The sequence below is a fragment of the Alkalihalobacillus phoenicis genome (assembly GCF_047302405.1).
Classification (GTDB): Bacteria; Bacillota; Bacilli; order Bacillales; family Bacillaceae_D; genus Alkalihalobacillus.
In genome coordinates, this window is the sequence record NZ_CP154853.1 from 749,873 (window position 1) to 763,918 (window position 14,046).

The 14,046-nt window shown below is 34.9% G+C and carries 18 protein-coding genes; 14 read left to right on the forward strand and 4 right to left on the reverse strand.

Annotation, left to right across the window (positions count from 1 at the left end; translation table 11 throughout):
- Positions 1-14 precede the first annotated feature (14 nt).
- A complete protein-coding gene (locus tag AA0017_RS03325) occupies positions 15-374 on the forward strand; it encodes a response regulator (RefSeq protein ID WP_413379526.1) in 360 nt (119 codons plus the stop codon).
- Between the two features lie 279 nt (positions 375-653).
- On the opposite strand, the gene AA0017_RS03330 is transcribed toward AA0017_RS03325, so the two are convergent.
- Positions 654-1,031, reverse strand: coding sequence for a hypothetical protein (locus AA0017_RS03330; RefSeq protein ID WP_413379528.1), 378 nt, complete (start codon positions 1,029-1,031; stop codon positions 654-656).
- 149 nt (positions 1,032-1,180) lie between these two features.
- On the opposite strand from AA0017_RS03330, the gene AA0017_RS03335 reads away from it, so the two are divergent.
- The 3 genes from AA0017_RS03335 (at position 1,181) to AA0017_RS03345 (ending at position 2,279) form a co-directional block, all read left to right on the forward strand.
- Entirely contained in the window at positions 1,181-1,399 is a 219-nt protein-coding gene (locus tag AA0017_RS03335; protein ID WP_413379530.1) for a hypothetical protein, read from the forward strand.
- A gap of 249 nt (positions 1,400-1,648) precedes the next feature.
- Positions 1,649-1,945 (forward strand): IDEAL domain-containing protein, encoded by a 297-nt coding sequence (locus tag AA0017_RS03340; protein ID WP_413379532.1) that lies wholly within the window; start codon positions 1,649-1,651, stop codon positions 1,943-1,945.
- A gap of 199 nt (positions 1,946-2,144) precedes the next feature.
- Positions 2,145-2,279, forward strand: coding sequence for a lmo0937 family membrane protein (locus tag AA0017_RS03345; protein ID WP_413379534.1), 135 nt, complete (start codon positions 2,145-2,147; stop codon positions 2,277-2,279).
- Positions 2,280-2,289: 10 nt separating this feature from the next.
- Here AA0017_RS03345 and AA0017_RS03350 read toward each other — a convergent pair whose 3' ends face one another.
- A complete protein-coding gene (locus AA0017_RS03350) occupies positions 2,290-2,475 on the reverse strand; it encodes a hypothetical protein (RefSeq protein WP_413379536.1) in 186 nt (61 codons plus the stop codon).
- Between the two features lie 125 nt (positions 2,476-2,600).
- On the opposite strand from AA0017_RS03350, the gene AA0017_RS03355 reads away from it, so the two are divergent.
- Both AA0017_RS03355 and AA0017_RS03360 read left to right on the forward strand, forming a co-directional pair.
- Positions 2,601-3,434 (forward strand): dimethylarginine dimethylaminohydrolase family protein, encoded by an 834-nt coding sequence (locus AA0017_RS03355; protein ID WP_413379538.1) that lies wholly within the window; start codon positions 2,601-2,603, stop codon positions 3,432-3,434.
- Between the two features lie 191 nt (positions 3,435-3,625).
- Positions 3,626-4,240, forward strand: coding sequence for a hypothetical protein (locus tag AA0017_RS03360; RefSeq protein ID WP_413379539.1), 615 nt, complete (start codon positions 3,626-3,628; stop codon positions 4,238-4,240).
- An 80-nt stretch (positions 4,241-4,320) separates the two neighbouring features.
- Here AA0017_RS03360 and AA0017_RS03365 read toward each other — a convergent pair whose 3' ends face one another.
- The gene (locus AA0017_RS03365; RefSeq protein ID WP_413379541.1) at positions 4,321-5,067 is read right to left on the reverse strand and encodes a hypothetical protein; all 747 of its coding nucleotides are present in this window, start codon (positions 5,065-5,067) and stop codon (positions 4,321-4,323) included.
- Between the two features lie 605 nt (positions 5,068-5,672).
- Here AA0017_RS03365 and AA0017_RS03370 point away from each other — a divergent pair.
- The 6 genes from AA0017_RS03370 (at position 5,673) to AA0017_RS03395 (ending at position 12,182) form a co-directional block, all read left to right on the forward strand.
- On the forward strand, positions 5,673-6,965 hold the full coding sequence (locus AA0017_RS03370; RefSeq protein ID WP_413379543.1) for an extracellular solute-binding protein: 1,293 nt from the start codon (positions 5,673-5,675) through the stop codon (positions 6,963-6,965).
- A gap of 147 nt (positions 6,966-7,112) precedes the next feature.
- Complete coding sequence (locus AA0017_RS03375) at positions 7,113-8,405, forward strand: carbohydrate ABC transporter permease (protein WP_413379545.1); 1,293 nt, start codon at positions 7,113-7,115, stop codon at positions 8,403-8,405.
- On the forward strand, positions 8,405-9,247 hold the full coding sequence (locus AA0017_RS03380) for a sugar ABC transporter permease (protein ID WP_413379547.1): 843 nt from the start codon (positions 8,405-8,407) through the stop codon (positions 9,245-9,247). The genes AA0017_RS03375 and AA0017_RS03380 overlap by 1 nt, the downstream gene beginning before the upstream one ends.
- 144 nt (positions 9,248-9,391) lie before the next feature.
- Positions 9,392-10,420 carry a LacI family DNA-binding transcriptional regulator gene (locus AA0017_RS03385; RefSeq protein WP_413379549.1) on the forward strand — a complete coding sequence of 343 codons (1,029 nt, stop codon included), beginning with the start codon at positions 9,392-9,394 and terminating at the stop codon, positions 10,418-10,420.
- Between the two features lie 280 nt (positions 10,421-10,700).
- Positions 10,701-11,786: an AI-2E family transporter gene (locus AA0017_RS03390; protein WP_413379551.1), complete on the forward strand. Its 1,086-nt coding sequence runs from the start codon at positions 10,701-10,703 to the stop codon at positions 11,784-11,786.
- A gap of 27 nt (positions 11,787-11,813) precedes the next feature.
- Complete coding sequence (locus tag AA0017_RS03395) at positions 11,814-12,182, forward strand: rhodanese-like domain-containing protein (RefSeq protein ID WP_413379553.1); 369 nt, start codon at positions 11,814-11,816, stop codon at positions 12,180-12,182.
- Positions 12,183-12,549: 367 nt separating this feature from the next.
- On the opposite strand, the gene AA0017_RS03400 is transcribed toward AA0017_RS03395, so the two are convergent.
- Positions 12,550-12,681 carry a DUF3941 domain-containing protein gene (locus tag AA0017_RS03400; RefSeq protein ID WP_413379555.1) on the reverse strand — a complete coding sequence of 44 codons (132 nt, stop codon included), beginning with the start codon at positions 12,679-12,681 and terminating at the stop codon, positions 12,550-12,552.
- 138 nt (positions 12,682-12,819) lie between these two features.
- Between AA0017_RS03400 and AA0017_RS03405 the strand changes: the two genes are divergently transcribed.
- Entirely contained in the window at positions 12,820-13,086 is a 267-nt protein-coding gene (locus AA0017_RS03405; protein ID WP_413379557.1) for a hypothetical protein, read from the forward strand.
- Positions 13,087-13,250: 164 nt separating this feature from the next.
- Complete coding sequence (yjfP, locus tag AA0017_RS03410) at positions 13,251-14,045, forward strand: esterase (RefSeq protein WP_413379558.1); 795 nt, start codon at positions 13,251-13,253, stop codon at positions 14,043-14,045.
- The last annotated feature ends 1 nt before the right edge of the window (position 14,046 follow it).

Below are 14,046 nucleotides of genomic sequence, written 5' to 3' on the forward strand. Positions count from 1 at the left end.
GGTGGATAAATATAATGGCTTCTATTCTTATTGTTGATGATGCTGCTTTTATGAGAATGATGATAAAAGATATTTTGACGAAAAATGGCTTTGAGATTGCAGGCGAGGCTGCAAATGGAGTTGAGGCAATTTCGAAATATAATGAAGTTAAGCCTGACTTAGTAACGATGGATATTACGATGCCTGATATGGATGGAATTGAAGCTTTAAAGAAGATTAAAGAAGTTGATATAAATGCAAAAGTGATTATGTGTTCTGCAATGGGGCAACAATCAATGGTTATCGAAGCGATTCAAGGTGGGGCTAAAGATTTTATTGTTAAACCATTTCAAGCTGACCGGGTGATTGAAGCCATACAAAAAGTATTATCATAATAACTAGTGATTGTCACTCTAATGAATATAGGGTGACATTTTTCTTTTGGAGAAGCAACGATGCGTCTTGTTACTCTCCTTCAATTGATTTAAAATGGAGACTCAATCCTTTTGGGTAATTGTATCATCTAGCTCTAGTACAAAAAAAGACAAAATTATTTGGTGTTATGTAGGGTTAAAAAGAGAATGAACAGGCAATTTTCCACTTCAATTAGCAAAAGGCATTATGTTGGTAATGTTCGGGCATAATAGAGATTTAATAGCATATCGCAAAACATTTTATTTTTCATTAGTGTTGTCATTATTATAGGCATATTTAGAGAAAAATGGTTTAAGGTATTCATATGATTGGTTTCGTAAATGTACATTTAAAATCTTATTTGAATGATTAAATCCTCGATATGAAAAATGATATTCGCTAAAAAGCCCATCATTAATAGGTTGACTTATTTTAATTTGTTTGAGCTGCATTATTTTTTTTATTTGACCAAGTTCTTTACTGATTTGATCGAGTATATGTGTTTGCCACTCCAAATAAAGTGGTTGAAATTTATATTTTGTCTGTTCGGTTTTATAATAGTCAAGTTCTAATGCTTTTCGGACAGTCGTAAGAACAATATAGCGTTGGGTGAGTTTTAACTCTTGTTCGGTTAACATAAATGATCCTCCAATCTAAAATGCGAACGTTAGTTCTTATTATAGCTGAATTATTGTATTTGACAAGTTTGCTAATAAGGACGTTCACATTTAGAGAAAAATAAAAAAATATAGTTTGGTTATTAGAGTTATCGAAAGAGGTGAAGAAGATGAGCGAATATCATTCTCTTTTATATAAGTGGATAGACGGAAATCATTTATTGAAAATAAAGACGCATCAATATGTCCAAGGAAAGAAACAATTTATTGGACGATTGATAAAATATGATGTTTTAAAACAAACGATTATTTTTTATGAAGACGACCATAAGGAAGTATTTCATTTTAGTCTTACAGAGGTGGAGTTAATTGAACCTGTAAAAACCTAGCGTCCCTAAAGAGTATTTCAGGGACTTTTTTACGTTCAAATTGATCTAGTTCTGATAACAGACTGACCGTATTTATAATTATTCGTAAATCATGTAGAAAAATGGCTGATCGTTTTTCTGACTAATTAATTGAATATTTTGATATAAAATGATAAAATATAATCAAATGATAACGCTTTCAAAGAAACTTGGTTTAAATTCTTATGAAAATGGGAATATTTTTGGAAAGAAATAATGGAGGGATGCGAGATGAATAATCAATTTGCGATGGATAAAAATGTTTTAAAACAGTTACATGTGATAAAAAATTTACAGAATCGTTCAGAAACTACTGTTCAATCGTTATATGCCCAAGCCATTTTGGAATATTCTCTATACCATTACCAAAAAGAAAGAATTGACGCTGCAATTGATAAATCTTTAGCCGAATATAATCGTGACGAGTTTATAAAATCATCAAATGCTTACTTGCAATTAATGGAGAATCATAAAGATGGAAAAGTCATTTCTGAAAACGGGTATGAATTGTTATTAACTTTTGAATAAGAGTCAGAGTAAAAAAATAAAAAAGAATGAAGCTGTCTCATTAGGAGAAACCGAATGAGACAGCTTTTTTTTGTTGGTATGTTTCAATTTTTGTATTTGGTGGAAAGTAATCACAAGAGCTCATACTTTCAATTTGCATGAACCAGTTCAATTTAGTCAAAACTACTCGTAACAATTAATTTAATGGAGGTGACGCTTTATGTGGACAATTTTAATCATTTTGTTTGTCTTATGGATTTTAGGTTTTAGTTTTAGAATTGCGGGAAACTTAGTTCATATATTACTCGTAATCGCATTGGTTCTATTGATAATTCGTTTAATTAAAAGAAAATAGTGGGAAAATTTTACGAATGAGATGTTAAATATAAATAAGCATTTTTTAAAATCGGTTCCCGTTGCACATAATGTTCAAATACGTAGTACAATGCTGCTTCTTCATTTGTGATATGTTTGGCAATATCGTTAAAAACAGAAGAAAGAAAAGGATCCTGTTTAAGAAGTTGACGCATTCTGATTGAATGGTAATCCAAAGAGATAACCTCCTTAGGTAGCGATTTCATTTTTACTATATGTGTATTCCCCTATTTTGTTCAAAAATAGGGCTTGATAAACAAAAGAAATGCATAGCCCATCGTTTTTAGAAAGGAAGTTTATAATGTCGTTAATCAATTGTCGATCAGAATTCGCCCCTTTAAAAACCGTCATTCTTTGTCAGCCAACTAATATGTCAATTAAAGATACGATTAATGACATACAAGCTCATTATGAAAAGGAAAATATTAATCAGAAATTAGCCATAGTTGAACATGGGCAATTAACGCAAGTGTTAGAAGAACAAAAGATTGAGGTCAAGTTCATCCCTTTAGATAAAAACTGCCCTGAACAAGTTTTTACAAGAGACATCGGATTTGTGATAGAAGAAACCTTGTATGTTGGAAACTTAAAAAGAGAAATAAGAAAAAAGGAAAGCGATTGTTTAATTGATTTTTTACAGAAAGAAAAGATACCTTATACTAAAATCGAGGTTGGAACGATCGAGGGTGGAGATGTGATCGTTCATAAAAACCAAGTATTCATTGGCGATAGTAGCCGAACGGCTAAAGCTACGGTGGATGCATTAGCCAAAGGTCATCCTGAACATACGTTTCATTTGATTGATTTTGATGATAGATTTCTTCATTTAGATTGTGTTTTTAACCCAATATCGGAAAAGGAAGCACTTATTTATCCAAAGGCAATATCAGCGGAATCCCTTGTTATATTAAAGAAACAATTCGATTTAATTGAAGTCACAACACAGGAACAATTTACATTAGCTGTCAATGTTCTTTCAATTGGTCAAAAAAAGGTGATCGCTTTACCTAAAAATAGGGAGACTAATGATAAATTAAGACAAAGGGGCTACGACATTATTGAAGTTGATTTTTCGGAAATTATTAAATCAGGGGGCTCTTTTCGTTGTGTGACACTGCCTATCGAAAGAATGTAACTTTAAAGAAAAAGCGATTATTTCCTAGGAAATTGTCGTTTTTTCTTTTTGTTCAAATAAAGGCTTATTTTAAAAATAACAAGAACAATTCATTTTAGAAAAGAGCAAAAGTATGATAAACTGTTAAGAGTGTTTTTTAGAAGAAATTTTTGGGATGTTTATTGAGTATAAATAGAGAGTGTGGATACATTTTGACATATATATTAAGTGAAATGACTTATTGGATTTTAATTGCTTTAATCATAGTATTTTTTGTGTTTTTGTTTAGTTTAGCTATAAATTATTTAATTAAGTTAAAAGCATGGAAGGTTAGTAAACGAATAGAAATGCTTATTTCTGTCAGCCTAACGATAGTATTAGTGACGATTTATTTTATTTTTGAGGATAAGCTAACCTTAAATGTGTATGAAGGAGATTTAGTCGTTACGGAAGAGGAAGTTCAAAAGATCGACCAAACGAGTGCTAAAGTCATCTCGACTGAAAATCCTATGATCATTTATCATTTATATACGCTCGGTTTTTTTGATACACTTACAATCGCGAGTGATAGTGAATATGAGGTTGAAGTCTCGGTTTTGACGACCGATTTTGAGAAACTTTATCCGTATTACCTAAACGAATCGTTTGATTTAAATGATGGGTCTTTTCACTTTGCCCAGTATTATGAAAAGATTCTTATCCCAAAAGCTGAAGAAGTTCTCTTAGAATTAATAGAAATGGGATATGAAGGTGACGAGTTGCAACAAAGGTTTAACGAGTTAATGGATTTAGATTTTCCACAGCATAATTTCGAATTAGCAAGGTAAATATTAGTTTAGAAATGGTAAAAGACTGCTCAAAAGGTCGAATGACTTTTTGAGCAGTCTTTTTTTGGAGAGAGCAAGAGTTATTGTTGTGGATAAGGTTCAAATGGTAATGAGAATGTCCAGACTGGTTCGGTCAATTGATTGCGACTAATTAAGAGATCGAATGTTTCTGGTATATTTTGAAAAAACTCATATTGACCTGCGACTACATGTCCACTTGTATCATATTCTGTTGATGAAAAAGCAGGATATATTTTTTCATCATTTATTTTAATAGAAACATCTAAGCCTTTTATAGGGTGGATATCGGTTGCGGTAAACTCTAGCATTTGTTTGTCTACATTTAATTCTGCTATAAGAAAGTCGTTCTCGCTAAGATTGTTTTCGTAATGACTGATATTTGGAAATTGAATGTTATATGTATAGTAGTTTGGTTTAATATGGACTTGTGATACGAACATTTGGTTGAGTAGATCGGCATCATAATCGATTGTATAAATAGCTGTTAGAATTACGCTATTGTCTGTTATTTCCTTATCTTCGTGGTGTAGCTCAAAGTCAAGTGGTTCTACTTCTGCTGATATAAGTGTTAAATCATAAAAAAACTCTTGATTTAAATCGAATTCGTTTCCTAAGGCTGTCACTTCCAAAATGGTTTTAATGACAAGCTCTTCTTCATAAGTGGTCATGGAGTATTCAGTTAATTTAACTTGCAAGTGACGGTTCTCTGCGATTATTGGAGAGCTTGAAGAAATATCAATTGGTGCATGCTCACCACCACAACTAATTAAGAGGGTGATAAGTCCTAGTATGAATAAAAATCGCATTGAATTTCACCTCGAAAAAGATAGGAAGATACGATAATCTTAGCATAATAGGTCAAAAAGACCAATGGAGAATCCTTGGAAATCAAAAAATAGGTCTTATTTAATAAGGAGCTAAAGTTTTTGTTTTTAAATGTTAGTTTTAAGCAAAGGAGGGGGGAGAGTTATTTTAAATGAAACGAAGGATTTGTCAAAAAGGGCCATTTGAATACGAATTGTGCAAACGTTTGTAGAACTTTGTTGGAATTTAAAAATATTTCTTAAATTTAAGTTGAAATAATTGAGCCTTAAATGTATACTATGAATAAATCAATCAATGAAATCGTTTTCTTTTATTTCTTTGATTGTGCAAACGATTTCTTTAAAGTGCATAAAGAGAATGGTTATATGAAAAGATAAGGCATATCGTTTTTATGATGTCTAGAATGAATTTGATAAAGTTATTTAGGAATGAGTTCAAAATTGGTTTTCGGTCTTTTGTAGTCATTGAATGAAAAGGTTCTCATTTTAGTTAAGCAGTTTAAGGAGGTGAGGCCACACCGCTTAGTCGTAAGTGTTTGTGAGTCATACTAATATTCTTAAAGAAATTATTTTAGGGGGAATGTAAGATGAAGAAGGTTTTAGGAATAGCTGTTACTTTGTTATTAGTGTTACTTTTAGCAGCGTGTGGACCGGATAGAGATGAAACGGGTGGCACAGATAGTAATGGTTCAGGTGGAAATGGGAATACAGAAGAAGGAACAACTGGTGATGTAGAAGCAGAAAAGCCTGATGAATTAACAATGTGGGTAAATGATGAAGAAGACCAATTAGATGCTTATGAAGCGATTGTGGCAAAGTTTGAAGAGGAATATGGAATTCCTGTCAAAATCACAGAATTTTCTATGTTAGATCAGTTGGATGCTATTTCATTAGATGGGCCAGCAGGTAGAGGACCGGATTTATTTTTCCAAGCTAATGATAGAGTAGGTCAAGCATACTTAGAAGGACTTGCAAGAGAAATTACTCTTACAGAAGAGCAGTTAGCTGGTTACCCTGAAGGGGCTGTTCAAGCTTTTTCTTATGAAGGTGTACAATTAGGTATCCCAGCAGTGACAGAAACATATGCACTTTATTATAATACTGACTTAGTTTCAGAAGCTCCACAAACATTTGAAGATATCGAGCAAATTGCTGCTGACTTAACGAATGCGGCAAATGATGAGTATGGTTTCTTAATGGAAGCGACGAACTTCTATTATTTATATCCGTTCTTAGCAGCAGATGGTGGTTATGTATTTAACCAAGATGCTGATGGTGCTTATGATGATTCAGATGTTGGTTTAGCGAATGCTGGTGCAGTTGCAGGAGCAGAGCGTATTAAAAGCTGGTTTGACGAAGGCTATTTACCTGTTGGAATTAACGGAGACATTATGAGTGGTTTGTTTGAAGATGGAAAAGTGGGGGCCGTTATTTCTGGTCCGTGGAATATTCCTACGTATTCAAGTGCTTTAGGAGATAGCTTAGCTGTTGCTCCATTGCCAACAATTAATGGGGAGCCATTAGCTTCTTTCTCTGGAGTTAAAGGTTGGTTAGTTAATGAATATACAGAGCATGAAGAGTGGGCTGTAGAATTAGCACTATTTATTACAAATGCAGAAAATTCTTTAACATACTTTGAATATGCTGGTGAGTTACCGGCTCGTACAGATGTAGAGATTGAGGACGAAATTTTAGCGGCGTTTTCAGAGCAAGCAGAGCATGCTGTTCCAATGCCGAATATTCCAGCGATGTCTCAAGTTTGGACTCCGATGGAAGAAGCGTTTATTCATATTACTCAAGGTGAGGATGTTCAAGAAGTGTTAGAAGAAGCTGTTGAGCAAATTCACGCGGATATCGATTTACAAAAAGGAACGAATTAAAGCACAATTATTTATGAATTAGTTGGCTTTCAATCTTTATGATTGGAAGCCTCCAATCTAAATGGATAACATCGATTTCGAATGTAATGGAAAATCATTTCCTCATCATCATATTTTCGAAGTCAAGCATTATGAGGAGGAAGGAAAATGAGCGAGCAGACGAATATGCAATCTAATAAACATCGCGTAGGCTTAGCGACGATTTTATCAATTATCCCTGGTCTTGGGCAATTTTATAATCGCCGGTTTATTAAGGGAAGTGCTTTTTTAATTCTTTTTGCAGCCTTTATTGTTGTATTTTATGATTTTTTAAATATCGGGTTCTGGGGATTGTTCACATTAGGTACGATTCCAAGAACGGATGATTCAAGGGTTTTATTAGCACAAGGAATTATTTCGCTTATTATCATGGCGATTGCACTTCTTTTTTATTGGTTAAATTTAGTTGATGCAAGAAAGGATGCAAAGAGAATTCAACAAGGTTTTAAAGCTTTAAGTGTTCGTGAAGGATTTCGACATGCGTATGACAAAAGCTTTCCTTATTTATTAACAGTACCTGGCCTCCTTCTTTTAATCTTTACGGTTGTTTTTCCGTTAATGTATATGGTTGGAATGGCTTTTACGAATTATAGTCTTTACAACGCACCACCAAGAAACCTGTTAGATTGGATAGGGTTCCAAAACTTTATTAACCTGGTAACCGTCGATATTTGGCGTACGACTTTCTTTAGTGTTTTATCATGGACACTAATCTGGACTTTTGTAGCGACGACGTTACAAATTGCCTTAGCCCTATTTTTAGCGGTGCTTATTAATGATAAACGGGTTCGATTTAAGAAGTTTTTTAGAACGATGCTTATCTTACCTTGGGCGGTCCCAGGCTTTGTAACCATTCTAATTTTTGCAGCGATGTTTAATGACAATTTTGGGGTCATTAACCGTGACTTTATTATTCCATTATTTGGTTCAGGAATCCCGTGGTTAACTGATCCGTTTTGGACGAAGGTTGCGTTAATTGGGATTCAAGTTTGGCTAGGCTTCCCATTCGTATTTGCTTTATTCTCAGGGGTGCTAACGAGTATTTCTAGTGACTGGTATGAGGCGGCAGATATTGATGGTGCGACAAAAACTCAGAAATTCCGTTGGATAACATTGCCGCATGTTCTATTTGCAACAGCACCATTGTTGATTATGCAGTATTCATTTAACTTTAATAACTTTAATATTATTTATTTGTTTAACCAAGGTGGACCTCCTGTTAGGGGGCAAAATGCCGGAGGAACAGATATATTGATTTCGTGGGTTTATAGCCTAACCTTTGAAAGCTCTCAGTATAGTATGGCAGCGGCTATTTCCATTATTATCGGATTGTTAGTAGCGAGTTTTGCTTTCTTCCAATTCCGTCGTAGTCGTTCGTTTAAAGAGGAGGGAAGCGTCTAATGAGTCCTAAGACGAAATCAAATTTAGAATTATTTGGAATATATGGATTTCTCATTTTTATGATAGCTATTATTCTATATCCTTTATTGTGGACAGTGGGGCTTTCATTAAAGCCAGGAACAAGCTTATATAGTACGGGAATCTTTTCGGAGGGTTGGTCCTTTACGCATTATAAATGGTTGTTCACTGACCCACGGAGTAATTATTTAATCTGGTATAAAAATACACTATTAGTGGCGACGATCACGACTGTTTGTGCAACAACGTTGATTGCATTAGTTGCTTATGCATTCTCAAGATATCGTTTTACTGGTCGAACATATGGGTTATATGCTTTCTTACTCCTACAAATGTTCCCTGTATTAATGGCGATGGTTGCGTTATATATTTTATTAAACACAGTTGATTTATTAGATACGTTAGCAGGTTTAATCATCATCTATGTGGGTACCTCGATTCCGATGAATGCCTTTTTAGTGAAAGGGTATTTTGATACGATTCCAAGAGAATTGGATGAATCAGCCAAGTTAGATGGGGCGGGACATTTCCGGATATTCTTTACGATTATGCTACCGTTAGCGAAACCGATTTTAGCGGTTGTTGCTCTATTTAATTTTATGGCACCGTTTATGGATTTTATCTTACCAAGAATCCTTTTAAGAAGCCCAGAGAACTTTACGTTAGCCCTTGGATTATTTAACTTTGTTAATGACCAATTTGCTAATAACTTTACTCGATTTGCGGCAGGAGCTATTTTGATTGCTATTCCAATTGCGACAGTCTTCCTCCTGTTACAACGTTATTTATTAACAGGCTTAACATCTGGAGCTACAAAAGGATAAACAAGGAAGGTAGGCGATGGATACGTTTCTATCGCCTTATTCTTGCTTAACATAAATTTAATGTTGTTGAATGATGGAAAGCGAATTACAATAAGATAGATAAATGTTCCCAGTTGAAAGTGCATAGGAAAAGGAGGGTACCGGATGTCAATTACGATAAAAGATGTGGCCAAACGAGCAAATGTTGCCCCGTCTACGGTATCACGTGTTATTGCAGATAGTCCTCGGATTAGCCAGCAAACGAAAGAGAAAGTAAGGGAAGCAATGGCGGAACTCGGCTATCACCCTAACTATAATGCAAGAAGTTTAGTTAACCAATCTACTAAAACGCTTGGCGTCATTATTCCAAGCTCTGCAAAAATAGCTTTTCAAAACCCTTTTTTCCCTGAAGTATTAAGAGGGATTACGGCAAAGGCTTATTTAGAGAAGTATGGCCTTTATTTATCAACAGGTCAGACTGATCAGGAAATTTTAGAAGAAGTGAAACAAATGGTCTATAGTCGGAGAGTTGATGGAATCATTTTATTATATTCAAAAGTAAACGATCTCGTCCTCCCGTTTTTGACTGAACAAAACTTCCCATTTGTTTTAATTGGAAGACCTCATGGTATAGAGGATGAGGCTATTTATTATGTGAATAATGACAATGTTAGAGCGGCAAAAACGGTAACCGAATATTTATTGCTTTTAGGGCATGAACGCATTGGATTTATCGGTGGTAATTTGGATCATGTAGTCACACTTGATCATAAATTAGGATATCAGAAGGCTCTAGAAAATGCGAACCTTCCATTAAGAGATGAATACATCGTTTATTATGATGAAGTGTTGGAAGGTGGACAAGAAGCGGTCATTGAGTTTATGTCTTTGGAAGAACGCCCAACCGCACTTGTTGTGGCAGATGACTTAATGGCACTCGGTGTATTAAGAATGCTTGATGAGATGGAGATTTCAGTGCCTGAAGAAATGTCTCTTGTCAGTTTTAATAACGTTATGTTATCAGAGTTATCATCTCCTCCATTAACAACGGTCGATATTAATATTTATGAGCTTGGTTTTCAAGGGACTGACAAACTTGTTCATCTTATTAATGATGCGAATTATGAAGAGAAAAAGACAATTATTCCTTATCGTTTTATTAAGAGGCAAACCTGTATTAAAAGAACGAAGTAGTGGCTCATCCTATGATGGGCTATTTTTTTGTTTGAATTTTTGCGGATGGTGGAAAAGGCTTTTTAGGAACGATAATGGTTAGTTAAAGTAGAGTGAGTAACTGAGGAACTGGGATCATTTTAGAATTGGTAATGAAACGCACAGAATCACAAAATTACGGTGCGAATAAAAATGGAAAAAAGCTTGATATGACAATCATGAATTGCTGTTTAAAATAGGAAAAAGAAATAAACGGTGCTATAATTTAATTACTATAAAAAAAGGAAGGATTTAGACAAATATGCCAGATAGTAAATATTTTCGTTTTGGGATTTGGTTGGCCCTTGTTTTTCTGATTATTTATTTAGCTTCATTAGTTGATTGGGTTTTCCAACCAATTATTATTCTTGTACAAACCTTATTTGCCCCGATATTACTTGGTGGGGTTTTGTATTATTTGTTAAGGCCGTTTGTCAATTTTTTATCAAGATGGATTCCAAGAACGATCTCGATTCTCATTATATTCTTAACGGCTATTGCTTTATTTGTGCTTGTGATCTTGTTAGTAGGTCCAGAAATCCAACGTCAATTTAATCAATTAGTTGAAAACTGGCCAATGATTGTTAATGGGATTAGGGAATGGGTTGTTTCCATTCAAGAAAGTGATTGGTTTGCTCGTTTCCAGGAAGGAGATATTGTCTCTTTTGAGGATATTGTTGCTACTTTAGAAACGTATATGATTGATATTATGAGTTCTGTAGGCTCGAACATTACAAACGTGATCGGTATTATTGCGAACGTTTTGATTGTTCTTGCGATTATTCCTTTTGTTCTGTTCTTTATGTTAAAAGACGGTAAAAAGGCTCCACAAAACGCTTTGAAGATTTTACCGAAAAAGCAACAAAATGAAGGACGTAAAATTTTATCAGATATGGATGAGGCATTAAGTTCCTATATACAAGGGCAAATTATAGTTAGTTTCTGTGTCGGTGTCATGATGTATATTGGCTATCTCATCGTTGGTTTGGAATATTCGTTAGTCCTTGCGTTAATTGCGATGTTTACGAATGTGATTCCATTTGTTGGGCCGTGGATAGGAGCATTTCCTGGTATTATTGTCGCGTTGTTTGTGTCATTTCCAACCGCACTAGTTGTTGCAGCCATTATCGTGGTTGTTCAACAAATTGAAAGTAACTTAATCTCTCCACTTGTAATGGGTAAGAAACTTGCTATTCACCCACTAACAATTATATTATTGTTGTTAGTAGCAAGCCGATTTGCTGGTTTATTAGGGTTACTGCTAGCTGTTCCAACGTATGCGGTCGGTAAAGTAATTGTCTATCATATGTACCGTCTATGGCGTTTAAAAAAGCCTAAGACCGTTTAAAACGAAAAGATCAATGAGGTGACTAAGATGAGTGTTGAACAAGATGGTGTAAAACAAATTAAAGAAGCTGAGTTAAAGGAACTCCTAGGTGAAAGTAATAAAGAGCGAGTTTTTATCGATGTTCGTGAAGTAGAGGAATACGATGAGTTCCATATTCCTGGTGTGCCGTTAATTCCAATGAATACGATTCCTAATCATGTACAAGATTTAAATAAAGATAAAGAATATGTTTTGATTTGTCGCAGTGGTGGTCGCAGTCAAAATGTCGCTTTATACTTAAAAGAGCAAGGGTTCGACAAAGTGGCCAACTTTAATGGCGGTATGCTCTCTTGGACAGGGGAAACAAAAGAGGGGCAAGAATGGGTTGTTGAAAAGGCTGAGGAATTATACAAATAAATAAAGCAGAAAAAAGGCAGTTGAGGAGTTCCTCAACTGCTTTTTTGAATAAGGCTATTTAAAAAGTCTTATGCTCAACCTTGACAGAGAAGAATTCTAGGCAATTAGGTTATTTCTTAGAGCGTCCGTCAAAGCATCAAACTGTTTTTTCATTAACCAAAGCGGAGCGAGTGGAATGCCCGAAGACTCCTGCGGGAAAAGTGAAACACGGGAGACCCCGCAGCGTTTAGCGAGGAGGCTCCCGGTTCACCCGCGGAACGCGTAGGGTATGGAGCTGGCGGAGTATAGCTAACAAGTGTAACCATATTTTAACGAGTAGCCTGTTTTTCAGTGGTCTTGACTCGTTATGAGAAGACGCCTGACATTTTTAAAGATGGTCGGTTTTTTTAGAGTAATCATGTTTTCCGTGTTGAGCGTTGATTTTTTCTTCTTGATTTTTCACTTTGTTTTTGGCGTTATTATCTTTTGCTTTTTTGTTTGAATCTCCTGTATGAGACATAGAAATCACTCCTTTCCTCATTTCAAAATGCTGGATTCACTTTAGTATGACTCAAGTTTAGCTATTTATGAATGATATGTTTAAGGTAGTCTTTCGAAGGGGAACAGTATACTAAAGAGACGAAAGGTGGTTTAATGTATGGGGTATAAAAAAGCAATTTACGCAACATTAGTCGCTGGAGCAAGTGCTGCTACAACTTTTTATTTGGGCAATAAAAAACGTCGAACGGAACTGAAAAATAAAACGAAAGAAATGTATCAAAAAGTATGTTCTGTAACTAGTAAAGAAAAACCAACGCCTAAACAATTAAGATTAGGTCACCCAGATCCATATGATATCGAGGATCAAAAAATGGTGGATGAAGGTGCGTTATATAGTGTGCAACGTTATAATGGCAAACAATAATGAAGACTATCCAATCAAGATGTCATAAAACTTGGTTGGATATTTTTTTGTATAGCTATCTCTTTTAGTGTGTTTAGGAAGGAAAAGTAAAGAAGTTATGAAAGATGAAGTGAAGGATGGGGAATGCTATAATAAGGAAAATAAATAGGATGGAGGGAAGGAATATGATTATTGTAGAAAAAGAAACTATTGTCACTATTCCAACGTTACATGTTGTAAAGGCAGCTTTAAAGGATCAAAGCAGTATACCAACTGTCTTCTTTTTACATGGCTTTACAAGTGCAAAGGAGCATAACCTACATGTAGCCTATTTAATGGCAGAACAAGGTTTTCGGGTCATCTTACCTGATGCGATTCATCATGGTGAACGAGAGGATGAATTATCAAAAGACGAACGTAAGCTGGCAATGTCTTTTTGGGAAATTGTTTTAACTTCTATAAAAGAATTAGAGCTTATCAAAAAAACATTAACGGAAAAAGGCTTAGTAGATGAGGAGCGAATCGGTGTAATTGGAACATCGATGGGGGCGATTACCACTTATGGTGCTTTAACACAATTTTCATGGATTCAATCGGCTGTGTCATTAATGGGGGTCGCACACTTCCAAAGTTTTGCCGAAGCTCAAATTAAAATGATGGAGCAAAAAGGGGTAACCATTGATGAAGCGATGAAAGAGATGGTTTTAGCTAAATTAAAACCATTTGACTTATCAAAGCAACTCGATAAAATTGATCACCGTCCTTTATTAATTTGGCACGGCAAACAAGACCAAGTAGTACCTTATTTATTTTCAGAGCAAATTCATCAATCGTTATTAGGTTATTATGAAGAACAGCCTGAAAATCTCCGTTTTATTTCGGAGGAACAAGCGAGTCATAAAGTTTCCAGGCGAGCTGTTTTAAAGTCAGTTGATTGGTTTACGTATCACTTACTAAAGAAAACATCTGAAGTATCGTAAA

What these genes read in the sequence shown, in the direction of transcription:
- yjfP (WP_413379558.1), top strand. Translation starts at nt 13,251, where the DNA reads ATGATTATTGTAGAAAAAGAAACTATTGTCACTATTCCAACGTTACAT.
- AA0017_RS03390 (WP_413379551.1), top strand. Translation starts at nt 10,701, where the DNA reads ATGCCAGATAGTAAATATTTTCGTTTTGGGATTTGGTTGGCCCTTGTT.
- AA0017_RS03370 (WP_413379543.1), top strand. Translation starts at nt 5,673, where the DNA reads ATGAAGAAGGTTTTAGGAATAGCTGTTACTTTGTTATTAGTGTTACTT.
- AA0017_RS03380 (WP_413379547.1), top strand. Translation starts at nt 8,405, where the DNA reads ATGAGTCCTAAGACGAAATCAAATTTAGAATTATTTGGAATATATGGA.
- AA0017_RS03395 (WP_413379553.1), top strand. Translation starts at nt 11,814, where the DNA reads ATGAGTGTTGAACAAGATGGTGTAAAACAAATTAAAGAAGCTGAGTTA.
- AA0017_RS03340 (WP_413379532.1), top strand. Translation starts at nt 1,649, where the DNA reads ATGAATAATCAATTTGCGATGGATAAAAATGTTTTAAAACAGTTACAT.
- AA0017_RS03330 (WP_413379528.1), bottom strand. Translation starts at nt 1,031, where the DNA reads ATGTTAACCGAACAAGAGTTAAAACTCACCCAACGCTATATTGTTCTT.
- AA0017_RS03365 (WP_413379541.1), bottom strand. Translation starts at nt 5,067, where the DNA reads ATGCGATTTTTATTCATACTAGGACTTATCACCCTCTTAATTAGTTGT.
- AA0017_RS03405 (WP_413379557.1), top strand. Translation starts at nt 12,820, where the DNA reads ATGGGGTATAAAAAAGCAATTTACGCAACATTAGTCGCTGGAGCAAGT.
- AA0017_RS03400 (WP_413379555.1), bottom strand. Translation starts at nt 12,681, where the DNA reads ATGTCTCATACAGGAGATTCAAACAAAAAAGCAAAAGATAATAACGCC.
- AA0017_RS03325 (WP_413379526.1), top strand. Translation starts at nt 15, where the DNA reads ATGGCTTCTATTCTTATTGTTGATGATGCTGCTTTTATGAGAATGATG.
- AA0017_RS03355 (WP_413379538.1), top strand. Translation starts at nt 2,601, where the DNA reads ATGTCGTTAATCAATTGTCGATCAGAATTCGCCCCTTTAAAAACCGTC.
- AA0017_RS03335 (WP_413379530.1), top strand. Translation starts at nt 1,181, where the DNA reads ATGAGCGAATATCATTCTCTTTTATATAAGTGGATAGACGGAAATCAT.
- AA0017_RS03345 (WP_413379534.1), top strand. Translation starts at nt 2,145, where the DNA reads ATGTGGACAATTTTAATCATTTTGTTTGTCTTATGGATTTTAGGTTTT.
- AA0017_RS03375 (WP_413379545.1), top strand. Translation starts at nt 7,113, where the DNA reads ATGAGCGAGCAGACGAATATGCAATCTAATAAACATCGCGTAGGCTTA.
- AA0017_RS03385 (WP_413379549.1), top strand. Translation starts at nt 9,392, where the DNA reads ATGTCAATTACGATAAAAGATGTGGCCAAACGAGCAAATGTTGCCCCG.